Genomic DNA, 20,086 nt, shown 5'->3' with positions numbered 1-20,086 from the left:
CCATCACGCGGACGCCGAGGGCTCCGGCACCGGGGCGTCCGGGAACGGCCAGGGATTCACACTGCACTCGGCCGGCATGGTCTCCTGGACCACCATCACCGAGGCCTCGCCGGACGTGCACGTCCCTGCCTCGTCTCCGAGGACGTACCCGACCGAGTGGGCGAGCTGGTACCGACGCGACCCGGTGCGGTCGTCCTCGTAGCGCGACAGCCCGGCGGCCCAGTCGTAGAGGGACAGCGGCACGATCCCCTGCGCCTCGCACGTCAGGTCCGCGGTCGACGACGGGCTCGTCGCGCCGTCCGCGTCCGCCGCGGCGTCGGAGTCGGTCGGCACGCACAGGCCGGCCGCCGTGACCGGGCTCGCGAGGACGATGCGGATGTCGGCGGCGCCGTCGGTCAGGACGAACTGCTGGCGCCCCTCCGATCCCCATCCGCGCGGGTCGTTCAGGGTGTCCATGACGAAGTCGCGGAAGGCCGTGGTGGCGACGTCGAGGCCGTCCTCGACGTCGATCCTCACGTAGCGCACGGGACCGCCCCCGTCGACCTCCGCGGTGGTGCCGGGGACGGCGGAGAAGGTGCCGTTTCCCTCGTCGGGCACCACCAGCGAGATGAGGCCCGCGAGCCCGTCCGCCTCGTCGAGCTCGCGGTCGATCGGCGCGAGGGGCCCCACCGACACGGTCGGGGTCGCGCTCGCGCTCGCCGACGGCGACGCTGACACCTCCGGCGCCGCGGTCCAGCGGGCGTAGAGGCCGGGGACCAGGCCGGTCGCGTAGCCGGCGCCGATGCCGAGGCCGAAGGCCGCGATCACCGTCACCACCGACACCCACAGCCTCGGACGGCGGATTCGCCTGCCCGCGAACAGGCCCCTGGACCCTCGCTCCATCGCTCTAGGATAGGGGCCTAGACCCCGCCTGAAGACCGAAGGAGGCCCTGATGGAGATCAGGATCGGCGTGCAGAACGTGTCCCGCGAGATCTCGCTGGAGACCGACCTCACCGCGGACCAGGTGGCTGACGCCGTCGCCGCCGCGGTCGGGGGCGGGACGCTCGACCTCACGGACACCAAGGGCCGCCGGATCGTCGTGCCCTCGGGAGCGCTCGGCTACGTCGACATCGGCGAGGAGACCAAGCGTCGCGTCGGTTTCGGCGCCTGAGGGCGACCGCCCCTATCCGCACCCGGGTGCCACCCGGTACACTTGGCCACGACCCGGGGCTGACCGGTCGTCATGTGTGAATGCGGAACCGCCTGAAGACGGCGGACGCGCGCGGCCGCTGGCCGCGACCCGGATGATTCGCGATCGGCTGCCCGCCGTACCGGCGCCTTCCCAGCGCCCCCTCTCATTCGGAGCACCATGACCGAGACGCACGCCAGCGTGCAGACGCCCGACCGGACGTTCGCCGACTTCGATGTCGACCCCCGCATCGTCCAGGCCCTCGCCGACAAGGGCATCACCACCCCCTTCCCGATCCAGGCGATGACCCTGCCCGTGGCCCTGTCCGGCCACGACATCATCGGCCAGGCCAAGACCGGCACCGGCAAGACGCTCGGATTCGGCATCCCCGCGCTCCAGCGGACCGCCGCGCCGGGCGAGCCCGCGTACGACGCGCTCGGCGACGCGCAGGGCAAGCCGCAGGTGCTCGTCGTCGCGCCGACCCGCGAGCTCGCCGTGCAGGTCGCCGGCGACCTCGAGACCGCGTCGCGCAAGCGCACCGTGCGGATCGTCCAGATCTACGGCGGCCGCGCCTACGAGCCTCAGATCGAGGCCCTGCAGAAGGGTGTCGACGTGGTCGTCGGCACGCCGGGGCGCATGATCGACCTGCTCAACCAGGGCCACCTCGACCTGCGGTACGTCAAGACCGTGGTGCTCGACGAGGCGGACGAGATGCTCGACCTGGGCTTCCTCCCCGACGTCGAGAAGCTGCTCGCGGCGACGCCCGCGTCGCGCCACACCATGCTGTTCTCGGCGACCATGCCGGGCGCGGTGGTCGCGCTCGCCCGCCGGTACATGACCCAGCCCACCCACATCCGCGCGGCCGACCCGGACGACGACGGCGCCACGGTCAAGGCGATCAAGCAGGTGGTCTACCGTGCGCACGCGCTCGACAAGATCGAGGTGCTCGCGCGCATGCTGCAGGCCGACGGCCGCGGCCTCACCGTGGTGTTCGCACGGACCAAGCGCACCGCCGCGAAGGTGTCCGACGAGCTGCGCGACCGCGGTTTCGCCGCCGGCGCGATCCACGGCGACCTGGGCCAGGGCGCGCGCGAGCAGGCGCTCCGCGCGTTCCGCACCGGCAAGATCGACATCCTGGTCGCCACCGACGTCGCGGCGCGCGGCATCGACGTCGACGACGTGACGCACGTGGTCAACTACCAGTGCCCCGAGGATGAGAAGACCTACCTCCACCGCATCGGCCGCACGGGCCGCGCGGGCAAGACCGGCACCGCGGTCACGTTCGTCGACTGGGACGACATCCCGCGCTGGTCGCTGATCGACAAGGCGCTCGACCTGGGCTACCCGGAGCCGCAGGAGACCTACTCCACGTCACCGCACCTGTACGAGGACCTCGGCATCCCCGCCGGCACCAAGGGCCGCCTGCCCAAGGAGGCGCGCACGCGTGCCGGCCTCGAGGCCGAGGTGCTCGAGGACCTGGGCGAGACCGGCAAGCACACCGGCGCGCCGTCGCACGGCGGTCGCGACGGTGGTCGCGGCGGCCGTTCGGGTGACGATGCGGGACGTTCCGGCGGGCGCGGCCGTGGTCGCGGCGGACGCGGCGGCTCGGGCCGGGGCGGCCAGGGCGGTCGCGGCCAGGGCGGCCAGGGCGACGGCGCACCGCGCGAGCCCCGCGTCGAGGGCGGCGCCGGAGCCGACGGCGAGGCCAAGCCGCGCCGGAACCGCAACCGCCGTCGCCGCCGCTCGGGCGGCGCGGGCACGGGCGACGCCGCGCAGGCGCAGCCGGCCGGCGAGTAGCACACGCACCAGCAGGGGCGGGATCCGTACGGGTCCCGCCCCTGCGGCGTCTGCGCCGACACGTATCTCTTCAGGGGGCGCCGCGGGCGCGCGAGATCGACACGATCCGCTTCATGGGACGAGGCCGGAGGCGCGAGGGCGCGGATCCGGGGCGGGCTCGGGTCGCGGACCCTAGCCCCGCTGGGCTCGCAGCGCCTCGTAGGCCTCCGGTGACGTGAGGTTCTCCCCGAGCCGGTTGAGCTTGCCGTCGCCGTGGTAGTCCGAGGAGCCGGTGGGGACCAGTCCGTGCTTCGCGGCCAGGTCGTGCAGCCGGGTCCGGGAGGCGTCGTCGTGATCGCGGTGATCGATCTCGAGGCCCGCGAGGCCCGCGGCGGCGAGCGACCGGATCACCCGGTCGGGCACCACCTTGCCGCGCGCGTGCGCGGCCGGGTGGGCGAACACCGGCACCCCGCCCGCGGCGCGGATCACGCGCACCGCGTCGTGGACGTCGGGCGCGTAGTGCGGCACGTAGTAGGCCGAGCCGTTGTGCAGCACGTCGGCGAACACCGCGTCGCGGGACGCGAAGCACCCCCGCGCGACCAGCGCGTCCGCGATGTGCGGCCGTCCCACCGTCGCGGCGTCGCCCGAGAACTCCATCACGTCGTCCCAGGTGATCGGGTAGTCGGCGGCGATGAGCCCCACCATCTCCCGCGCCCGGGTCAGCCGGGCCGCGCGCGTGCGGGCGAGCATCGCCACCAGGTCCTCGTCGAAGGGACGGGGCCACAGCGCGAGCATGTGGATCGAGACCCAGCGGTCCTTGGCGGAGATCTCGATGCCCGGCACGAAGCCGAGCCCGAGCCCCGACGCGACCTCGGACGCCTCGCCCCAGCCGTCGATCGAGTCGTGGTCGGTGAGGGCCACGATGTCGAGCCGCGCCTCGTACGCCTCGTGCATCACCTGCTCGGGCGTGCCGGTCCCGTCCGACACGGTCGAGTGGGTGTGGAGGTCGATGCGCACGGCTCCAGCGTAGGCGCTCGGACCTGGGGCCGGTCCCGCTCGTGCGACCATGTCCGGGTGAGCGACAAGGACCAGACGAACAAGGCCCGCACCGGGCGCCCCACCACCACGGAGTTCAAGGACTTCATGGGAGCGCACTGGGCGCCGCACGAGGACGTCGAGGTCACCAGGATCGCCGCGGCGCCCTACGCCGCCGCCCGTCGCGAGCGCCTCAGCGCGCGCTTCCCCGGCGAGCGCATCGTCGTGCCGGCGGGCACCCTGAAGACGCGCTCCAACGACACGGACTACCGTTTCCGCCCCTCCTCGGACTTCGCGTACCTCACCGGTCTGGGCGTGGACCACGAGCCCGGCGCGATCCTGGTGATGGAGCCGCGTGAGGCCGGCGGGCACGACTCGACGCTGTACCTGGTCCCGCCCGCGCAGCCCGGCGACGAGGGCTTCTACTCCGACCCCGCCGCGGGCGAGTTCTGGATCGGGCGCCGCCCGGGCCTCGAGGAGTTCGCGGCCATGACCGGGATCGCGACGGCGCGCCTGTCCGAGCTGCCCAAGATCCGCACCGCGAGCCAGCCGCACAAGAAGGTCCGCGTCGCGCTCGCGGAGATGCGGTTCGTGAAGGACGAGTACGAGGTCCAGCAGCTGCGCGACGCCGTGGACGCCACGGTCGCCGGCTTCGAGCGCGCGATCGGCCAGCTGCCCCGCGCCATCGCCCACAAGCGCGGCGAGCGGGTCATCGAGGCGACCTTCGACGGCCATGCTCGCGAGGAGGGCAACGCGGTCGGCTACGAGACCATCGCCGCGGCCGGACCGCACGCGACCACCCTGCATTGGATCGCGAACACCGGCCAGGTGCGCGAGGGCGACCTGCTGCTGCTCGACGCGGGTGTCGAGGTCGAGAGCCTCTACACCGCCGACGTCACGCGCACGTTCCCGATCGGGGGCGAGTTCACGCCGCTCCAGCGCCGCGTCTACCAGATCGTCCTCGAGGCGGCCGACGCGGCGTTCGCCGCGGCGCGCCCCGGCGCCCGGTTCCTCGACGTGCACTTCGCCGCGGTCGAGGTGATCGAGAAGCGCCTCACGGAGTGGGGCATCGCCCCCTCATCCGAGGACCCGGAGTCGAAGCTGTTCCGGCGCTGGATGGTGCACGGCACCTCGCACCACCTAGGGATCGACGTCCACGACTGCGCCGAGGCGAAGCGCGAGCTCTACATGGAGGGCGTGCTCGAGCCGGGCATGGTGTTCACCATCGAGCCGGGCCTGTACTTCCAGGAGGGCGACCTGGCCGCCCCCGAGGAGCTGCGCGGGATCGGCATCCGCATCGAGGACGACGTGCTCATGACCGAGGACGGTGTCGAGAACCTGTCCGCGGCGCTGCCGCGCGACCCCGATGCCGTCGAGGCGTGGATGCGGAGCCTCCGCGGCTGACGGTCACGCGACCGGCGGGTAGCGCCCCGGGTCCGGATGCACGATGATCCCGCCACGCTGCACCTTGGTGGTGTTCCAGTGCTCGGCGAAGCATGGCTCGATCTTGTCCCACAGGAAGTTCGCCCCCTGCGGCGGACCCCCGACCTTGTACCACTCGTAGGTCGCGTAGGCCACCAGGTCGGGGAGCTGGATCAGCTCGCGGTCCCACGTCGACAGCGACGAGTCGATCCACACGGGCTTGTCGATGAGGAGCCGGAAGTTGGGCTTGGTGCTGCGGCGTGCGGCGAGCCCGTCGAGGTCGCCCTTCATGGCACCGGACCTGAAGTACGCCTCGTGCTCGTCCTGCTGGTCGGCCACGAAGAGCCCGCCCTCGCCCTCGTTGACCTGGTCGAGGGTGAGGGCGACACGCTCGTAGAGCCGCGAGTAGGCGGCGCCGATCACCGTCGACGTGTCCTCCCGCTCGACCATCGCGAGCTTGTCCACCACCGTCGCGAACACCAGCGGACGGAACTTCGCGAAGATCTGTCCCAGGTTGTGGAGGAGCTCGTCCACCTTGTCGCGCGCCAGCAACGCCGAGTAGCCCGCGGGGAGGCGGCCCATCCGCTCGCCGTCGCGGTGGCGCACCACGTGCGCGAGGAACGTGCCCTTGAGCTCGGTGTCGTTCCACGGCCGGTCCATCGCGCCCTCGCCGAAGCAGCGGTACTTCGCCTCCCGCAGCTCGAGCGCGAGCCGCGCGCGGGACGAGTCGTGGATGCCCACCGCCGCGAGCACGAACAGGTCGCTCGAGCCCTGCGGCCGCGTGCGGCCGTGCCGCGGGGTGGTGAAGCTCATCGACGTCCCGCCGGACTCGTCCACGTAGAACAGCAGCATCGTCAGCCCTCCTTCTCGCACGCTACCCGCACGGCGGGATCGGGCGCGCGGTGACGATGCTCCGGCCGCCCGGGCATAGCCCGCGCCGGGCGGGCGTTGGGCCGGGCATGCCCCGCCTCTCCATGCTCGACCTCGCCTTCATCCCGCCCGGCGGCTCCGCCGCCGCCAGCCTCGCCCACTCGGTGGACCTCGCCCGGGTCGCCGAGCGCGCCGGCTACACGCGCGTCTGGTACGCCGAGCACCACGGGATGGCGACCATCGCCTCGTCCGCTCCGGCGGTGGTCATCGCGCACGTCGCGGCGCACACCTCGACCATCCGCCTGGGGGCCGGAGGCGTGATGCTGCCTCACCACTCGCCGCTCGTGATCGCCGAGCAGTTCGGCACGCTCGCCGAGCTCCACCCCGGGCGCATCGACCTCGGGCTGGGGCGCGCGCCGGGCGGCGATCGCGCCGTGTACACGGCGCTGCGACGGTCTCCGGAGGCCTCGGACCGCTTCCCCGCGGACGTGGTCGAGCTGCAGGGGCTGCTCGCGGGCGACGACCGTTCGGACGGCGTCCGAGCCACCCCAGGCGCCGACACCCGCATCCCGCTGTACGTGCTCGGATCCTCGCTGTTCGGCGCGCAGCTCGCCGCCCGGTTGGGGCTGCCGTACGCGTTCGCCTCGCACTTCGCGCCGCAGGCCCTCACCGAGGCCGTCGCCCTGTACCGCGGCACCTACCAGCCGTCGCCCGCGCATCCGGCGCCGTATGTGATCGCCGGGGTCAACGTGGTCGCCGCCGAGGACGGGGACGATGCGCGGGAGCAGCTCGCAGCCGCCCGGCGCCAGCGGGTGCGCTCGATGATCGCCCGCGGCCCCGTCGCGAGGGACCACAGCGACCAGGAGATCGACGCGTTCCTCGCCACACCGCAGGGCGCATCCATCGCCACGATGATGTCGAAGGCGGCGGTCGGGACCCCCGCCGAGGTTCGCGCGAGCCTCGAGTCGTTCGCGGAGGAGGCCCGCGCCGACGAGCTCATCACCGTGCACCCGTCGCTCGACCCGGCGGCGCGGCTGCGGTCCGTGGAGCTCGCCGCCGCGTGAGGCCGGACGTCAGGCCGCGCGCTCCGCGAGGGTCTTGATGCCGAGCCGCATCTGCTCGGGCGGCAGGTAGAACGGCAGCCGGAAGCGGTCCGATCCCTGACCAGGCACCACGCAGAAGGCAGCGCCGGCGACCACGGGGACGCCCGCGCGCTCGGCGCGCTCGGCGAAGCGCTCGGCGGAGACGCCGGGCATCCGCACCCACAGGCTCGGACCCCCCGCGGGCCGCACGTGCTCCCAGTCGAGTCCGGCCTCGCCTATCGCGGCCTCGGTCGCCGCGAGCGACTCCCGCAGGCTGTCGAGGCGCCACGCGAGCGCCGCGTCGAAGTGCTCGCGCAGCAGCACCGCGCCCATGCGCTGGAACATTGCCGGGCTGCCGAGATCCATCGCCGCGCGCCGATGACGCAGCTGCGCCGCCAGGGTCGCGTTCGTGTGCAACCAGCCGATCCGCAGCCCTCCCCAGAACACCTTCGACATCCCGCCGATGGTCACCACCGACGCACGCGTGCCCAGCGAGGCGAACGGGCGCCGCCGACGTCCGTCGAGGGCGAGCTCCCCGATGGTGCGGTCGTCGATCACGGTGGTCTCGCTCGCCGCGGCGGCCTCGAGCAGGCGGACGGCCTGCTCCTCGGCGAGAGCCGTCCCGGTCGGGTTGTTGAACGTGGTGACGTACGCGACGTCGGGCAGCGCCGCACGGAGCATCTTGACCGCGCCGTCGACGTCGAGCCCCCGCTCCGTCATCGGCAGCGCGAACGGGCGCGAGCCGGCCGCGGCGATGGCGTCGAAGACCCCGGGGTAGGTCACCCCCTCGAGCGCGACCGGCGTGTTCGGCCCGGCGAGCGCCGTGAGCGCCAGCCACAGCGCCTGCTGCGCGCCCGCGGTCACCACCACCTCGTCGGGCCGCGCGGGGACGCCCGACGCGCGCAGGTGGTCGGTGATCGCCAGGGTGAGGTCGCGGTCCCCCAGCGCCGCATAGCCGTTGCCGATCGCGGCCAGCCCTCCGAGGAAGGCCTCGGGGCGGGCCAGCGCCTCGGCGACCACCGGGGCGGGCGGCGGCGAGGCGGTGTTGAGGGCCACGAGCGGCTCCTGCTGGCCCACGAGGATGCGCGAGAAGCGGTCCTGCGCGGTGAGCGCGGAGACGCCGCGCGACCGCGTGCCCAGGCGAGGCGCGGAGCCGGGGGACGCGTCGAGCCATCCCTGGTCACGCAAGCGCTGGTACGCGGCAGTGACCGTGTTGCGGGAGAGGTGGAGGCGGGTCGCTAGCGCGCGCTCGGACGGCATCCGCGCGCCGTGCTCGAGCGAGCCGGCCTCCGCGAGCGCCACGATGGCGTCCGCGAGCTGCTGGTAGAGCGGGCCCGTGCCCGAGCGCCAGTGGTCGAGGACTCCCGAGAGCTGGTCGGCGGTGGTGCGCATGGGTCCATCACAGCGCGAAGTGGCCCCCGAGAACAAGGGCCAGGACCTTTGGTTCTGGCCCTGGAGCAGCGGTGCCACCGCAGGCATACGATCGGGAGATGGACGCCCCGGAACCCACCGTCGCCGCCGTGCCCGCGAGTCTCGCCACGCGCGCCTCGCTCGTCGCCGATGCCGCCCGCCGCGCGGGCGTGTACCTGACCGGCCTCGAGCATCGTCCCGTCGCCCCGCCCGCCGATGCGGTCGCGGCGCTGGCGGCCTTCCGCCGACCTCTCCAGACGGCGCCGCGCGACGCCCGCGACGTGCTCGCGGAGCTCGACGCGCTCGGCTCCCCTGCCACGATGGCGCAGGCGCGCGGACGGTACTTCGGGTTCGTCAACGGCGGTGTCGACGCCGCCGCGGGCGCCGCATCCGTCCTCGCCGGACAGTGGGACCAGAACGCCGCGCTCCCGGTGATGTCACCGGTCGCCGCGGTGCTCGACGAGGTCGCCGCCGCATGGGTGGTCGACCTGCTCGGACTCCCGGCCGGGGCGACCGCGACGTTCACCCCGGGCGCGACCCTCGCCAACCTCACGGGGATCCTCGCCGGCCGCGACGCGCTCCTCGCCCGCGCCGGCTGGGACGCGTCCGCGCAAGGACTGTTCGGCGCGCCCCCGATCCGCGTGATCACCGGCGAGGAGTGCCACGTCTCGGCGCTCAAGGCGCTGCGCCTCGCCGGGCTCGGGGTGGACCGCGTGGAGCGGGTCCCCACGGACGCGACCGGGGCGGTGATCGCCGATGCCTTCCCCGGGGACACCGACCACCTCACGCTGGTGGTGCTGCAGGCCGGCAACGTCAACACAGGCGCCTCGGATCCGTTCGCGCGGATCATCCCCCGGGTTCGGGAGCGCGGCGGCTGGGTCCACGTCGACGGCGCCTTCGGCATGTGGGCAGCCGTCGCTCCGGGGCTGCGAGACGCCGTCGCCGGCATGGAGCTCGCCGACTCCTGGGGCACCGACGCCCACAAGTGGCTGAACGTGCCGTACGACTCGGGCATCGCGATCGTCCGCGAGCGCGCCGACCTCGAGCGCGCGATGTCGATGCGTGCGGCCTACCTCCCGGAGACGGGCGACCGGGAGGCCATGCATCTGGGGATGCAGATGTCGCAGCGCGCCCGCGGGATCGAGACGTGGGCGATGCTCGCCGCGAACGGGCGCGACGGCGTCGCCGACCTGATCGGGCGCACCTGCGCCCATGCGCGTGACCTGGCGGCGCTTCTCGAGGCTGGCGGCGCGGAGATCCTGGCGCCGGTCGCGCTGAATCAGGTGCTGGTCGCCTTCGGCGCCGCGACGGGCGGCACCGGTGACGATGCGGTGACGGACGCGGTCATCGGCCTCGTGCAGCAGGAGGGCGCCCTGTGGGCCGGAGGCACGGTCTGGAAGGGTCGCCACGCGATGCGGCTGTCCGTGTCGGACCAGGCGACCACGCGCGACGATGTCCACGTGAGCGCCTCCGCGATCCTCGACGCGTGGACCCGGGTGCGCGGCTGACGCGCGCGTCCGGCCCCGCGCCGGGGTCCCCGGTCGTGCCGGATCGCGGGACTACGCTGGGCGCATGAGCACCGCAGTCGACCGCGTCTACGTCGCGCGTCTCGCGGGCACCCCGGTCTTCGATCCCATCGGCGACGCGGTGGGCCGCGTCCGCGACGTCGTCGTCGTCGTCCGGCGCACCGGTGGCCAGCCGCCGACGGCGGTCGGCCTGGTGGTCGAGGTGCCGGGTCGCCGGCGCGTCTTCATGCCGCTCACCCGCGTCACCTCCATCTCCCCGGGCCAGGTCATCTGCACCGGGGTGGTGAACCTGCGCCGCTTCAAGGCCCGCCAGGGCGAGTCCCTCGCGATCGCGGAGCTGTTCGAGCGCTCCGTGAAGCTCAAGGAGGACCGCTCGACGGCGTACATCGAGGACATCGCGATCGAGCAGGACAAGCTGAAGACCTGGCGCGTCACCAAGCTCTACGTGCGCCGGGCGGAGCGGCGCAGGGGCGTCCTCGGCTTCTCGCGCCGTGGCGAGTCCCTGGTGGTCGATGCCGACCAGGTGACGGGTCTGTCCGTGCGCGACAAGAACCAGGGCGCCGCGCTGGTCATCGAGGCGTTCCAGGACCACAAGCCCGCCGACCTCGCGGCCGCGCTCATGGAGATGGCGCCGTCCCGCTCCGCGGAGATCGCCGCCGCGCTCGACGACGAGCGGCTCGCCGACGTGCTCGAGGAGCTGCCCGAGGAGGACCAGATCACGCTCCTCTCGACGCTCAAGTCCGAGCGTGCCGCGGACGTGCTCGAGGCCATGGACCCCGACGACGCGGCGGACCTCCTCGGCGACCTGCCGGCGGCCAAGGCGGCGGCGCTGCTCGAGCTGATGGAGCCCGAGGAGGCCCGCAACGTCGAGCAGCTCCTGGGCTACGAGGACGACACGGCCGGCGGCCTCATGACGACCGAGCCCGTCCTCGTGGGTCCCGAGACCTCCGTCGCCACATGCCTCGCGCTGGTGCGCAAGCAGGAGCTGGCGCCCGCGCTCGCCTCCATGGTGTTCGTGGTGCGGCCGCCCCTGGAGACCCCCACGGGTCGGTACATCGGGATGGTGCATATCCAGCGCCTGCTCCGCGAGCCGCCGCATGACCCGATCGGCAACTTCGTCGACCCGGCGATCGCACCGCTGCACCCGGACGACCGTCTGTCCAACGTCGCCCGCCGCATGGCCGCGTACGACATCCTCGCGCTGCCCGTGGTGAGCGACGACCACCGCCTCGTCGGCGCCGTGTCGATCGACGATGTGCTCGACCACCTGCTGCCCAGCGACTGGCGCGAGCACATGGACGAGGACGAGCCCGCGGCGGGAGGTGCCCGTGGCTGACGCACGTCTCGACCGCCCCAAGGGCGCCGAGCGCGGCCTGTTCCGGCGCCGCTCCAGCAACTCCGACCGCGTGGGCGTGGTGTCGGAGGGCATCGCGCGCTTCCTCGGCACCCCCCGCTTCCTCGTGTACCTCACGGTCTTCTGCGCCGCGTGGCTCGCGTGGAACACGTGGGCGCCCGAGGGCCTCCGCTTCGACTCGGCGGAGTTCGGCTACACCCTGCTCACCCTGATGCTGTCGCTGCAGGCGTCCTACGCCGCCCCGCTCATCCTGCTCGCCCAGAACCGGCAGGACGACCGCGACCGCGTCGCGGCGGAGCAGGACCGTCAGCGGGCCGAGCGCTCCCTCGCGGACACCGAGTACCTCGCCCGCGAGGTCGCGGCGCTCCGTCAGGCGATCAACGAGACCGCGACCCGCGACTTCGTGCGCTCCGAGCTGCGCGCGCTGCTCGAGGAGCTCCGCGCCGAGGACGAGGCGGAGGAGGACGCCGGGGAGCGCCCCGAGCCCGCGCGCAAGCCGGCGCGGCGTACCAAGGCCACGCCGACGCGCCCCTCCTGAACCGCGCTCAGCCCCGCCGACGCTCGCTCACGAGCTGGGCGACCACCACCGGCAGCACCGCGATCACGAGGAACACGTAGGCGACGGGCTGCGAGAACCAGTCCACCACCAACGCGTGCACCTCCATCCCGGTGACCTGGACGGCCCCGTCCGCGACGCGCCCCGCGGCCGCGCTCGCGGCGAGCGTCGAGGCCCACAGCACCGCGACGCCGTACTCGAGGGCCGCGATCGCGCCGGCCGCGAGACCGAGCCGAGCCGGCATCGCGCCGACCACCCCGGTGACGCCGAACCCGACGGCCGCCCCGATCAGCGGCGAGACCGCTCCGCCGATCGTCGTGTCGACCACCAGGACGAGGCCCACCACCGCGGCGGCGACGAGCCCCAGACCCGCACCGGCGAGCAGGCCGGCCCCGGGCGCGCGCCGGGGCTGCGCAGGCTCCGCCACCACCGCCTCCGGGAGCCGCGGAGACGAGTCGATCTGCAGCTGCACCGCGTCCCACGCGGGCGGCATCGACCGGATGCCCGGCTGCTCGTCCGGCAGCTCCTCGGGCATGAACAGGCGCGGCGGGCGTTCGCGCACAGGCTCGGCTGCGCGCGCGCTCGCAGGCGCGACGGAGTGATGCTCCGACATGTGGTTCCCCCCAGCATGGTGACGCCACGATGCGTACGACGTGCCCCCTCAGGCACTTCTCGCACCGTATCGTCCCGCGACGTCGTGCGCGAGCATCCTGTGACGAACGCCGCATCGGCGCGTCGTCGACCGCCGCCCGGTCCGCACCGGAGCCGGGCGCGCACGGCCTACGATGGACGCCATGCCTACCGCCGATCTCATCCGCGACGCCCTCGCGACGGTCATCGACCCGGAGATCCGCCGGCCCATCACGGAGATCGGCATGGTCCGCTCCGTCGAGGTCGACGGCTCCACCGCGGTCATCGGTATCGACCTCACCACCCAGGGCTGTCCGATGCGCGACCGGATCACGGGCGACGTCGACGCCGCGGCGCGCACGGTTCCCGAGGTCGACGACGTCCGCATCGAGCTCGGCGTCATGAGCGACGAGCAGCGCCAGGGGCTGCGCGCGCAGCTCCGCGGCGGCAAGCCCGAGCCCGTCATCCAGTTCACCCAGCCGGGCAACATGACGCGGGTCTACGCGATCGCCTCCGGCAAGGGCGGCGTCGGCAAGTCGACCGTGACCACCAACCTCGCCGCCGCCATGGCGCAGGACGGCCTGAAGGTGGGCGTGCTCGACGCCGACATCTTCGGCTTCTCGATCCCCGGCATGCTCGGGGTGACCGGCCAGCCGACCCGGCTCGACGACATGCTCCTGCCGCCCATCGCCCACGAGGTGAAGGCCGTCTCGATCGGCATGTTCGTGCCCGAGGGCCAGCCCGTCGTGTGGCGCGGCCCGATGCTGCATCGCGCGATCGAGCAGTTCCTCGCCGACGTGTACTGGGGCGACCTCGACGTCCTCCTGCTCGACCTGCCGCCGGGCACCGGCGACATCGCGATCTCGACGGCGCAGCTGCTGCCGCACGCGGAGATCGTCGTGGTGACCACGCCCCAGTCGGCCGCGGCCGGCGTCGCCGAGCGAGCGGGCGCGATCGCGACCCAGACGTCCCAGAACGTGGTCGGCGTGATCGAGAACATGGCCTGGCTCGAGCAGCCCGACGGCTCGCGCCTCCACCTGTTCGGCGAGGGCGGCGGCTCGACGGTCGCCTCGCGCCTGTCGAGCGTGCTCGGCACGCAGGTGCCGCTGCTCGGGCAGGTCCCGCTCGACATCGCGGCCCGCGAGGCCGGCGACGCCGGCACCCCCGTGGTGGTGTCCGACCCCGACTCGACGGCCGCCCAGGCCCTCCGCGGCGTCGCGCGCACCCTCACGTCGCGCCGTCGCGGCCTCGCGGGACGCTCGCTGGGCGTCACGCCCGTGAGCCGCTAGGAGTCGTCGTCGCGCGGGCCCCAGCCCGCGATGATCGCGGCCACCAGTCCCGCGAGCACCCCGCCCGTCGACACGGCGGGCGTCGCGAGCGCGGCGAGCAGCGCATCGTCGAAGCCGGGTCCGCTCAAGCCGATCATGTCCAGCAGGCGGCCCGCGCCGATGCCGTCGACCGCGCCGGTCACGGCCATCACGTGGATCCCGACCACCGTGCCCACGAACGCGACCGCCTGCGCCCCGATCCCGCGCGAGCGCGAGAGGTAGCGCACCGTGAACCCCACCGCGGCGGTGATCAGCACGCCGAGCACCACCATCGCGTAGAGGTTCGGCTCCGACGGCACGAGCACCGCGAGCAGCAGCCCCACCGCGATCCCGACGACCAGGGCGGCGACCAGCGACCCCATGCGGTTGCGGCGCATCCGCTCCAGCACGGAGGGCGCGGCGGCGGCCGGGATCGCCTCGGTGGGCGCGGGCGGCGCCGGAGGCACCGTGGGCGGCAGGTCCGGGGCAGGATCGGCGGCCGCCTCGAGCGGGGCGGCGTCCTCCGGATCGACCGGCTGGGCGGGCTTGCGTGGCATCGGGACCTCCTCGCGCGAACGCCTTCATCATGTCACGGCGCCCGCGCCACCCCAGCGTCCCTGCTGGCACAATTGGCCGCGTGAGGGACGCCGCCACCTCCGCCGACGAGCCCGTCTGGCTCGAGCCCTGGTCGCTCGACGAGGGCTCCGACCGCGTGCGCGCGCTCTTCGCCGATGCGTTCGAGGGCGATCCCGACGCGGTCGCGTCCTCGCCCGGCCGGGTCACCGTGATCGGCGACCACACCGACTACACCGAGGGCCTGTCCTTGTGCGTCCCGATCGCGCACCGTACGTTCGTCGCCGTCCGCCGCCGGCACGACCAGGCGCTGAGAATGGTGTCAGGCAACCCGCCGCCGACCGAACCGCGCCGGTGGGAGGGTGCGGTCGAGGCTCTCCACCCGGGGTCCGGCATCGACTGGCCCGACTACGTCTCCGGCGTGATCTGGGCCATGGTGGAGCGCGGGTACCCGGTCAGCGGTCTCGACATCGCGATCGTGGGCTGCGTCCCGCTCGAGGCGGGCCTCGGCTCCTCGGCGTCGCTCACGACGGCCGTCGCACGCGCGTGCGACGAGGCCTGGGGCCTGGCGCTCGACAGCGAGGCGGGCGCGATCGAGCTCGCCGAGCTCTGCTGGGAGGCCGAGAGCGCGTACGTGGGCTTCCCCTGCGGCAGGCTCGACACGCACACCGTCCTCCGCTGCTCGGCGGATGAGGCGGTGGTGCTCGACTTCGCGACGGCGCCGCCGACGCTCACCCATTACCCGCTGTACTTCCACGACTACGGCCTGCGCCTCCTCGTCATCGACACGGGCGAGCGCCGGGACGACTGGATGGACGCGTTCAAGCGTCGCAGCCGGGACGCGGCGCTCGCGGCGGAGGCGCTCGGCGTGCGGTCGCTGAGGGAGCTCGCCGACGCCCCGGACGGCGTCGAGCGCGTGGCCGGCATCGAGGACCCGGTGGTGCGCCGCCGCGCGCGGCACGTCATCACCGAGGACCGCCGGGCCCAGGAGGCCGCGGCGGCGCTCGGCGGCCTGGGCCCCGCGCACGACCGGTTCACCGAGATCGGGACGCTCATGCTCGCGTCGCATCGGTCCCTGCGCACCGACTACGAGGCGTCGACCCGGCAGCTCGACGCGGCCGTCGACATGGCGTTCGCCGCGGGCGCGCTCGGCGCCCGCACCATCGGCGTCGGCTTCGGCGGCGGGGCGCTCGCGCTGGTCCGGGCGACCGACGCCGACCGGGTGGCCGACCTGGTCGACGCGGAGTTCGTGCGCCAGGGCTTTGCGCAACCCACGTTCGTCCTGGTGTGACGGTCTACAGGGCGTAGTCGACGACGAGCGGCGCGTGGTCCGTCCAGCGCGAGTCCCAGGACTCCTGCCGGTCGACCCGCACCGCCGTGGCGGCCTCGGCGAGGACGGGCGAGGCGAACTGGTAGTCGATCCGCCATCCCGCGTCGTTGTCGAAGGCCTGACCGCGCATGGACCACCAGGTGTACGGGCCCTGACGGTCGCCCTCGAGGGTCCGGTGGATGTCGACCCACCCGGCCTCGGCCCAGCGGGTCAGGTACGCGCGCTCCTCCGGCAGGAAGCCCGCCGACTTGAGGTTGCCCTTCCAGTTCTTGATGTCGCGCTCGTCGTGCGCGATGTTGACGTCGCCCATCACGACCACGCGGTCGAACTCCTCGCGGAGCGCCTCCATGCGCGCCGTCGCGGCGTCGAGCAGCGCGTACTTCTGATCCATCTTGGGCGTGCCGGCCTCGCCCGAGTGGTGGTAGACCGACACCACCCTCACGGGGCCCGCCGGGGACTCGACGGTGGCCTCGATCCAGCGCCCGGTGTGGACGGGCTCCCCCATCTCGCCACCGAGGGCGTCGACCCCCGCGAGCACACCGTCGAGCGGCGTGCGCGACGCGATGGCGACGCCCGCGCGGCCCTTGATCTCGCAGGCCTGCTCGACCACGTGCCAGCCCTCGCCGAGCAGGCCCGCGGTGATCTCGAGCGGCGCCCGCACCTCCTGGAGGCACACGACGTCGCAGCCCGCTGACGCGAGCCACTCCCCCATGCCCTTCTTGGCGGCGGCGCGGACGCCGTTGACGTTGACGGAGGCGATTCTCATGGCCTAGAACCTACCCGGTCCCACCGACGGCGGACGCCCGCGCATCGTCCCGCCCGCGCGGGACGATGCGGCGGTTCAGGCGAGCGCCCGCTCCGCGCTCTCGACCACGTTCGCGAGCAGCATGGCGCGGGTCATCGGGCCCACGCCACCGGGGTTCGGCGAGTACCAGGACGCCTTCTCACGGGCCTCCGCGGCGATGTCGCCGGCCACCTTGGACCTGCCCGTGACCGGGTCGGTGACGCGGGACACGCCCACGTCGATGAGCACGGCCCCGTCCTTCACCATGTCGGGGGTGACGATGCCGGGCACGCCGGCGGCGGCGACGATCACGTCCGCCCCCCGGGTGTGAGCGGCGAGGTCGGCGGTGCCGGTGTGGCACAGCGTCACCGTCGCGTTGACGTCCTTGCGGGTGAGGAGCAGGCCGATGCTGCGCCCCACGGTGGTGCCGCGCCCGATGACCACGACCTCCTTGCCGCGCAGGTCCACGCCGTGGCGCGTGATGAGCTCGATGATGCCCTTCGGCGTGCACGGCAGGCTGGACTCGACTTCTTCGGAGATGCGCAGCACCAGGCGACCGAGGTTGGTCGGGTGGAGGCCGTCCGCGTCCTTGTCGGGATCGATCAGCTCGAGCACCCGGTTGGTGTCGATGCCCGCGGGCAGGGGGAGCTGCACGATGAAGCCGGTGCACGCGGGGTCGGCGTTGAGACGCGCGACGGCGGCCTCGATGTCCTCCTGGGTGGCGCTGGCGGGAAGGTCCTCGCGGATCGACGCGATGCCCACCTCGGCGCAGTCGGCGTGCTTGCCGTTGACGTACCAGGTCGAGCCGGGGTCCTCGCCCACGAGCAACGTGCCCAGGCCGGGCACGACGCCGCGCTCGCGCAGCGTCGTGACCCGGTCCGTGAGCTCGGCCTTGATGGCGGCCGCGGTGGCCTTGCCGTCGAGGATCTGCGCCATTACTGGGCGAGGCCCTCGTACAGCGGGAACTCGTCGGCCAGCTTCGCGACGCGGGCGCGCAGCGCGTCCACGTCGGCGCCGCCCTTGAGCGCCGTGGCGATCACGTCGGCGACCTCGGTGAACTCCTCGGCGCCGAAGCCGCGGCTCGCGAGCGCGGCGGTGCCGATGCGGACGCCGGAGGTCACCATCGGCGGGCGGGGGTCGAACGGGACGGCGTTGCGGTTGACGGTGATGCCGACCTCGTGGAGGAGGTCCTCCGCCTGCTGGCCGTCGAGCGGCGAGTTGCGGAGGTCCGCGAGCACCAGGTGCACGTCGGTGCCGCCGGTGACCACGTTCACGCCCGCCTCGATCGCGTCCGGGGACGTGAGGCGCTCGGCGATGATGCGCGCGCCCTCGAGGACGCGCGCCTGGCGCTCCTTGAACTCGTCGCCCGCCGCGGCCTTCAGGGCGACCGCCTTCGCCGCGATGACGTGCATGAGCGGGCCGCCCTGCTGCCCGGGGAACACCGCCGAGTTGAGCTTCTTCGCCAGCACGGTGTCACGCGCGACGATCATGCCCGAGCGGGGGCCGCCGATGGTCTTGTGGATGGTGGTCGACACCACGTCCGAGTGCGGCACCGGGCTCGGGTGGAGCCCCGCGGCGACCAGCCCGGCGAAGTGCGCCATGTCGGTCCACAGCTTGGCACCCACCTCGTCCGCGATCGCGCGGAAGGCGGCGAAGTCGATGTGGCGGGGGTACGCCGACCAGCCGGCGATGATCACGTCGGGGCGCTCGGCGAGGGCCTGCTCGCGCACCTGCTCCATCTCGATCCGGTGGGTCTGCTCGTCGAGACCGTAGGCGGCGACGTCGTAGAGCTTGCCGGAGAAGTTGAGCTTCATGCCGTGCGTGAGGTGGCCGCCGTGGGCCAGCGACAGGCCCATGATCTTGTCGCCCGCGTTGATGAGGGCGTGCAGCACGGCCGCGTTGGCGGTCGCACCCGAGTGCGGCTGGACGTTCGCGTACTCCGCGCCGAACAGCGCCTTCGCGCGCTCGATGGCGATGCTCTCCGCGACGTCGACCTCCTCGCAGCCGCCGTAGTAGCGGCGGCCCGGGTAGCCCTCGGCGTACTTGTTCGTCAGGACGGAGCCCTGCGCCTGCAGGACCGAGCGGGGCACGAAGTTCTCGGACGCGATCATCTCAAGGTAGTGCCGCTGACGGTCGAGCTCGCGGTCGAGGACCTGGGCGATCTCGGGGTCGAAGTCCTGCAGCGTGGCGTTCATCACCGCTGCGGTGGCGCTGGAGTCGGTGCTCATGGTGGCCTCTCTCATCACGCCGGCGGGTCGCCGGCATCCCTACGTTCCGGTGACCAGTGGCCCAGGCGTGCGACCAAGAGTCGAGGTGCTGCTCGCCGCTCCCTGTGGGTGACCCACTGCGCCAGTTGCGACGAGGGAGAGTGTACCAACCGCCGCCTCTCGCGCCACCGGTCCGGGACGCGTCAGCGGGCGTCGGGGCCGCGAGGCGCACGAGGCACGTCGCCGGGCGCGTCCACCGTGGCATGGACGATCTCGTCATGCACCAGCCGATCCATCGCAGCGGGCACACGATGCCCGTGCGCACCCCCGATGCGGTCGCGCAGCCGATCCCACCGCGCCTGATACTCATCGGAGAAGCGGTGCAGGGCACGCGTCATCTTCGCCTCGCCGTAGAAGCGCCGGGCCCAGAACGAGGTGGGCTTCGCCAACCGGAGACCGCACACGAGCGAGACCAGCGGGACGACGATGCCGATCAGGCCGAGGTGCCGCTTGCCCTTGAGGAACGCGACCACCACCCACGTCAGATGCAGCGCGACCGCGACAAGGTAGACCGCGACGCTGCCCGCGTCGTCGGGAGCGATCCCGATCGGGCTGACCTGCACCAGGAACGCGGCACCGACCACTGCTGCCACGAGGATCGCGTCGATGGACTTCCGGCCCTCCGCGGACCAGTAGACGTCCTCGAGGTGCAGCCAGAGCGCGAACTCGTCGAGGGCGAGCGCCGCGCCCGCGCCGAACAGCGCCGCGAGGATCTCCTGCCATGGCGAGCCGGGAGCGAAGCGGAAGGCGAGCAGGCCGGTCACCAGCACCAGCAGGATGCCCCACACCTGGTGGTGGACGTGGACGCCGCCGATGTGGATGTTCGAGACCACCCCGCCCCCGCCGGAGGCCTCACGGGTGCGGATGCGCCGAGTCACCCAGCGTGTCGCGGCGAAGGTGGCCAGGAAGCCGATCAGCAGCCAGAGCGCGGGCGCACGGCCGGTGTCGACCACCAGGTCCTGGTACCAGGACATGACCCACGCCTCCCCGCGTGG

General features: G+C 73.3%; 19 protein-coding genes and 1 riboswitch. Of the genes, 9 read left to right on the top strand and 10 right to left on the bottom strand.

Translation table 11 applies throughout. The features are described from left to right. Positions 1-3 precede the first annotated feature (3 nt). Complete coding sequence (locus QQX13_RS04755; RefSeq protein WP_301119812.1) at positions 4-882, bottom strand: DUF3152 domain-containing protein; 879 nt, start codon at positions 880-882, stop codon at positions 4-6. Between the two features lie 50 nt (positions 883-932). On the opposite strand from QQX13_RS04755, the gene QQX13_RS04750 reads away from it, so the two are divergent. Continuing rightward, positions 933-1,151, top strand: a complete 219-nt coding sequence (locus QQX13_RS04750; RefSeq protein ID WP_301119810.1) for a DUF3107 domain-containing protein — start codon at positions 933-935, stop codon at positions 1,149-1,151. A gap of 198 nt (positions 1,152-1,349) precedes the next feature. After that, positions 1,350-2,966 carry a DEAD/DEAH box helicase gene (locus QQX13_RS04745; protein ID WP_301119808.1) on the top strand — a complete coding sequence of 539 codons (1,617 nt, stop codon included), beginning with the start codon at positions 1,350-1,352 and terminating at the stop codon, positions 2,964-2,966. A 171-nt stretch (positions 2,967-3,137) separates the two neighbouring features. Here the strand turns inward: QQX13_RS04745 and QQX13_RS04740 are convergent, their stop codons facing one another. Further along, positions 3,138-3,962, bottom strand: coding sequence for a PHP domain-containing protein (locus QQX13_RS04740; protein WP_301152643.1), 825 nt, complete (start codon positions 3,960-3,962; stop codon positions 3,138-3,140). 57 nt (positions 3,963-4,019) lie between these two features. On the opposite strand from QQX13_RS04740, the gene QQX13_RS04735 reads away from it, so the two are divergent. Then, complete coding sequence (locus QQX13_RS04735; protein WP_301119804.1) at positions 4,020-5,384, top strand: aminopeptidase P family protein; 1,365 nt, start codon at positions 4,020-4,022, stop codon at positions 5,382-5,384. Between the two features lie 3 nt (positions 5,385-5,387). Here QQX13_RS04735 and QQX13_RS04730 read toward each other — a convergent pair whose 3' ends face one another. Beyond that, positions 5,388-6,254 (bottom strand): DUF3800 domain-containing protein, encoded by an 867-nt coding sequence (locus tag QQX13_RS04730; RefSeq protein ID WP_301119802.1) that lies wholly within the window; start codon positions 6,252-6,254, stop codon positions 5,388-5,390. A gap of 107 nt (positions 6,255-6,361) precedes the next feature. On the opposite strand from QQX13_RS04730, the gene QQX13_RS04725 reads away from it, so the two are divergent. After that, complete coding sequence (locus QQX13_RS04725; RefSeq protein ID WP_301152642.1) at positions 6,362-7,336, top strand: LLM class flavin-dependent oxidoreductase; 975 nt, start codon at positions 6,362-6,364, stop codon at positions 7,334-7,336. A 9-nt stretch (positions 7,337-7,345) separates the two neighbouring features. Here QQX13_RS04725 and QQX13_RS04720 read toward each other — a convergent pair whose 3' ends face one another. Next, positions 7,346-8,746: an aminotransferase-like domain-containing protein gene (locus tag QQX13_RS04720; protein ID WP_301119798.1), complete on the bottom strand. Its 1,401-nt coding sequence runs from the start codon at positions 8,744-8,746 to the stop codon at positions 7,346-7,348. Positions 8,747-8,844: 98 nt separating this feature from the next. On the opposite strand from QQX13_RS04720, the gene QQX13_RS04715 reads away from it, so the two are divergent. The 3 genes from QQX13_RS04715 to QQX13_RS04705 all read left to right on the top strand — a co-directional run bounded on the left by QQX13_RS04715 (position 8,845) and on the right by QQX13_RS04705 (position 12,182). Next, positions 8,845-10,272: a pyridoxal phosphate-dependent decarboxylase family protein gene (locus QQX13_RS04715; RefSeq protein ID WP_301152640.1), complete on the top strand. Its 1,428-nt coding sequence runs from the start codon at positions 8,845-8,847 to the stop codon at positions 10,270-10,272. 64 nt (positions 10,273-10,336) lie between these two features. Beyond that, on the top strand, positions 10,337-11,626 hold the full coding sequence (locus QQX13_RS04710; RefSeq protein WP_301119794.1) for a magnesium transporter MgtE N-terminal domain-containing protein: 1,290 nt from the start codon (positions 10,337-10,339) through the stop codon (positions 11,624-11,626). Then, positions 11,619-12,182: a DUF1003 domain-containing protein gene (locus QQX13_RS04705; protein WP_301119792.1), complete on the top strand. Its 564-nt coding sequence runs from the start codon at positions 11,619-11,621 to the stop codon at positions 12,180-12,182. The genes QQX13_RS04710 and QQX13_RS04705 overlap by 8 nt, the downstream gene beginning before the upstream one ends. 7 nt (positions 12,183-12,189) lie before the next feature. Here QQX13_RS04705 and QQX13_RS04700 read toward each other — a convergent pair whose 3' ends face one another. Beyond that, a complete protein-coding gene (locus QQX13_RS04700) occupies positions 12,190-12,813 on the bottom strand; it encodes a hypothetical protein (protein ID WP_301152638.1) in 624 nt (207 codons plus the stop codon). Between the two features lie 181 nt (positions 12,814-12,994). Here QQX13_RS04700 and QQX13_RS04695 point away from each other — a divergent pair, with 181 nt between their 5' ends. Beyond that, positions 12,995-14,119, top strand: a complete 1,125-nt coding sequence (locus QQX13_RS04695) for an Mrp/NBP35 family ATP-binding protein (RefSeq protein ID WP_301152636.1) — start codon at positions 12,995-12,997, stop codon at positions 14,117-14,119. Here QQX13_RS04695 and QQX13_RS04690 read toward each other — a convergent pair. Beyond that, entirely contained in the window at positions 14,116-14,694 is a 579-nt protein-coding gene (locus QQX13_RS04690; protein ID WP_301119786.1) for a hypothetical protein, read from the bottom strand. The two genes, QQX13_RS04695 and QQX13_RS04690, sit on opposite strands and share 4 nt — an antisense overlap. Positions 14,695-14,774: 80 nt before the next feature. On the opposite strand from QQX13_RS04690, the gene QQX13_RS04685 reads away from it, so the two are divergent. After that, positions 14,775-16,001, top strand: coding sequence for a galactokinase (locus QQX13_RS04685; RefSeq protein WP_301152635.1), 1,227 nt, complete (start codon positions 14,775-14,777; stop codon positions 15,999-16,001). Positions 16,002-16,005: 4 nt separating this feature from the next. Here QQX13_RS04685 and QQX13_RS04680 read toward each other — a convergent pair whose 3' ends face one another. From QQX13_RS04680 to QQX13_RS04665, 4 genes are all read right to left on the bottom strand, one after another. Continuing rightward, positions 16,006-16,806 carry an exodeoxyribonuclease III gene (locus QQX13_RS04680; protein WP_301119782.1) on the bottom strand — a complete coding sequence of 267 codons (801 nt, stop codon included), beginning with the start codon at positions 16,804-16,806 and terminating at the stop codon, positions 16,006-16,008. 75 nt (positions 16,807-16,881) lie between these two features. Further along, positions 16,882-17,760, bottom strand: coding sequence for a bifunctional methylenetetrahydrofolate dehydrogenase/methenyltetrahydrofolate cyclohydrolase (locus QQX13_RS04675; protein ID WP_301119780.1), 879 nt, complete (start codon positions 17,758-17,760; stop codon positions 16,882-16,884). After that, a complete protein-coding gene (gene glyA / locus QQX13_RS04670; protein ID WP_301119778.1) occupies positions 17,760-19,052 on the bottom strand; it encodes a serine hydroxymethyltransferase in 1,293 nt (430 codons plus the stop codon). The genes QQX13_RS04675 and glyA overlap by 1 nt, the downstream gene beginning before the upstream one ends. Positions 19,053-19,104: 52 nt before the next feature. After that, positions 19,105-19,191: riboswitch (ZMP/ZTP riboswitch) on the bottom strand. Positions 19,192-19,234: 43 nt separating this feature from the next. Beyond that, positions 19,235-20,065, bottom strand: coding sequence for a hypothetical protein (locus QQX13_RS04665; RefSeq protein ID WP_301119775.1), 831 nt, complete (start codon positions 20,063-20,065; stop codon positions 19,235-19,237). Positions 20,066-20,086 lie beyond the last annotated feature (21 nt).

The sequence above is a fragment of the Demequina lignilytica genome, assembly GCF_030418375.1.
Taxonomy (GTDB): Bacteria; Actinomycetota; Actinomycetes; order Actinomycetales; family Demequinaceae; genus Demequina; species Demequina lignilytica.
Note: the sequence above shows the minus strand (reverse complement) of the source record. Positions and strands in the feature narration are given on the sequence as shown.

Bases quoted from the DNA above. Each gene is read 5' to 3' on its own strand.
- glyA (WP_301119778.1), bottom strand. From the start codon at position 19,052: ATGAGCACCGACTCCAGCGCCACCGCAGCGGTGATGAACGCCACGCTG.
- QQX13_RS04725 (WP_301152642.1), top strand. From the start codon at position 6,362: ATGCCCCGCCTCTCCATGCTCGACCTCGCCTTCATCCCGCCCGGCGGC.
- QQX13_RS04690 (WP_301119786.1), bottom strand. From the start codon at position 14,694: ATGCCACGCAAGCCCGCCCAGCCGGTCGATCCGGAGGACGCCGCCCCG.
- QQX13_RS04680 (WP_301119782.1), bottom strand. From the start codon at position 16,806: ATGAGAATCGCCTCCGTCAACGTCAACGGCGTCCGCGCCGCCGCCAAG.
- QQX13_RS04720 (WP_301119798.1), bottom strand. From the start codon at position 8,746: ATGCGCACCACCGCCGACCAGCTCTCGGGAGTCCTCGACCACTGGCGC.
- QQX13_RS04710 (WP_301119794.1), top strand. From the start codon at position 10,337: ATGAGCACCGCAGTCGACCGCGTCTACGTCGCGCGTCTCGCGGGCACC.
- QQX13_RS04745 (WP_301119808.1), top strand. From the start codon at position 1,350: ATGACCGAGACGCACGCCAGCGTGCAGACGCCCGACCGGACGTTCGCC.
- QQX13_RS04700 (WP_301152638.1), bottom strand. From the start codon at position 12,813: ATGTCGGAGCATCACTCCGTCGCGCCTGCGAGCGCGCGCGCAGCCGAG.
- QQX13_RS04675 (WP_301119780.1), bottom strand. From the start codon at position 17,760: ATGGCGCAGATCCTCGACGGCAAGGCCACCGCGGCCGCCATCAAGGCC.
- QQX13_RS04665 (WP_301119775.1), bottom strand. From the start codon at position 20,065: ATGTCCTGGTACCAGGACCTGGTGGTCGACACCGGCCGTGCGCCCGCG.
- QQX13_RS04730 (WP_301119802.1), bottom strand. From the start codon at position 6,254: ATGCTGCTGTTCTACGTGGACGAGTCCGGCGGGACGTCGATGAGCTTC.
- QQX13_RS04715 (WP_301152640.1), top strand. From the start codon at position 8,845: ATGGACGCCCCGGAACCCACCGTCGCCGCCGTGCCCGCGAGTCTCGCC.
- QQX13_RS04750 (WP_301119810.1), top strand. From the start codon at position 933: ATGGAGATCAGGATCGGCGTGCAGAACGTGTCCCGCGAGATCTCGCTG.
- QQX13_RS04695 (WP_301152636.1), top strand. From the start codon at position 12,995: ATGCCTACCGCCGATCTCATCCGCGACGCCCTCGCGACGGTCATCGAC.
- QQX13_RS04755 (WP_301119812.1), bottom strand. From the start codon at position 882: ATGGAGCGAGGGTCCAGGGGCCTGTTCGCGGGCAGGCGAATCCGCCGT.